The sequence below is a fragment of the Ruminococcus sp. MCC718 genome, assembly GCF_018783905.1.
GTDB lineage: Bacteria > Bacillota > Clostridia > Lachnospirales > Lachnospiraceae > Hominisplanchenecus > Hominisplanchenecus faecis.
This window is the reverse complement of record NZ_WQNP01000065.1, coordinates 1-1140: the sequence shown is the minus strand read 5'-3', so window position 1 is coordinate 1140 and position 1140 is coordinate 1. Positions and strand designations below refer to the sequence as shown.

Sequence of the window (1140 nt, the reverse complement as noted above, 5' to 3'; positions counted from 1 at the left end):
CAAATGATGTGCTGTTGCCAGTAGGCAGAGGTCAAATCGGTATAGCCGATTGGATTTCCGGCATGATACATCTGATTGTTCCCTACATAGATTCCTACATGGGTAACATAGTCACTGGTATTGTAGGTGGAATGGAAAAAGACCAAATCGCCAGCCTGTGCCTGTGACAATGGGATATGCTGGGTTGCGTCATACTGTGCCTGTGCGGTTCGTGGCAGACTGATTCCGGCTTTTCCGTAGCACCACTGGGTAAGACCAGAACAGTCAAAAGAGGTGTTCGGGTTACTGCCACCGTAGACATACTTCCAGCCTTGATATTTCAACGCTTCATTCATAACCGCCTGTACCGTTTCATTACTGAACTGTTTTATGTTCAGATATTGGTTGACCAGCTCCACATAGAACATGTTCCCGTAGTTATAACGCCAGCCACCATTTTTACTGACCGCTATCAGGTTCGTATAGGTCACTTTTGTACCGCCAGATTTATTCTTTGCGAAATTCTCCGCAAGATTGAAGCTGTGCTTTTTTCCGTTCTTCGCCACATAGTCTGCATAGCCACCGCCATAGTTATAAGACTGAATGACCACGTTAATGTCATTCATGCCTTTGGCTTTACAGGAAGAAAGCAGGGAAGCAAAATATTTACACCCCTGCTTTATGGATTCTTCTGTACTTAATGAGTTTGGCGGTAGTCCCAGACTTTCACTGGACTGCATGACATCAGTAGCCGTACCGCCACTTTCCACCTGTATGATGGCAAGCAGGACGTTCACATACTCCGAGATACCGTTTTCTCTGGCGTATTTTTCTACCATCGGCTGATGTTTGAGGACATCAGCTGACAGGTTCATGCCAGAATAGACAGGCGAATAGCTGTTTGAACTGTCGTCATCTTCGCCGGAAATCAATATCCCGAAAAAGAGGACGATGGAGAAAAGGACTGGAAATATCGTACCTATGATAAGGATACGCTTTAATCTCATTTCTTCCGTCCTTTCTCTGGTTGCTTCGTAACAGTCTTACGATTTTGTTTTTGGTTGACCTGTTTCTGTATGGTTGTTTTCTTTTGATTACTTCTGGATTCCACTACATTTGGCTGGTTCGTTCTGGTAACACCTTTGACCTGTTGTTCCTGTC

At 44.7% G+C, this 1140-nt stretch carries 1 protein-coding gene; it reads right to left on the bottom strand.

All coding sequences use genetic code 11. The annotated features are described in order from the left end of the window. A partial coding sequence (locus tag GPK60_RS07480) for a bifunctional lysozyme/C40 family peptidase (protein WP_215659190.1) occupies positions 1-986 on the bottom strand: 986 nt, incomplete at its 3' end. Positions 987-1140 lie beyond the last annotated feature (154 nt).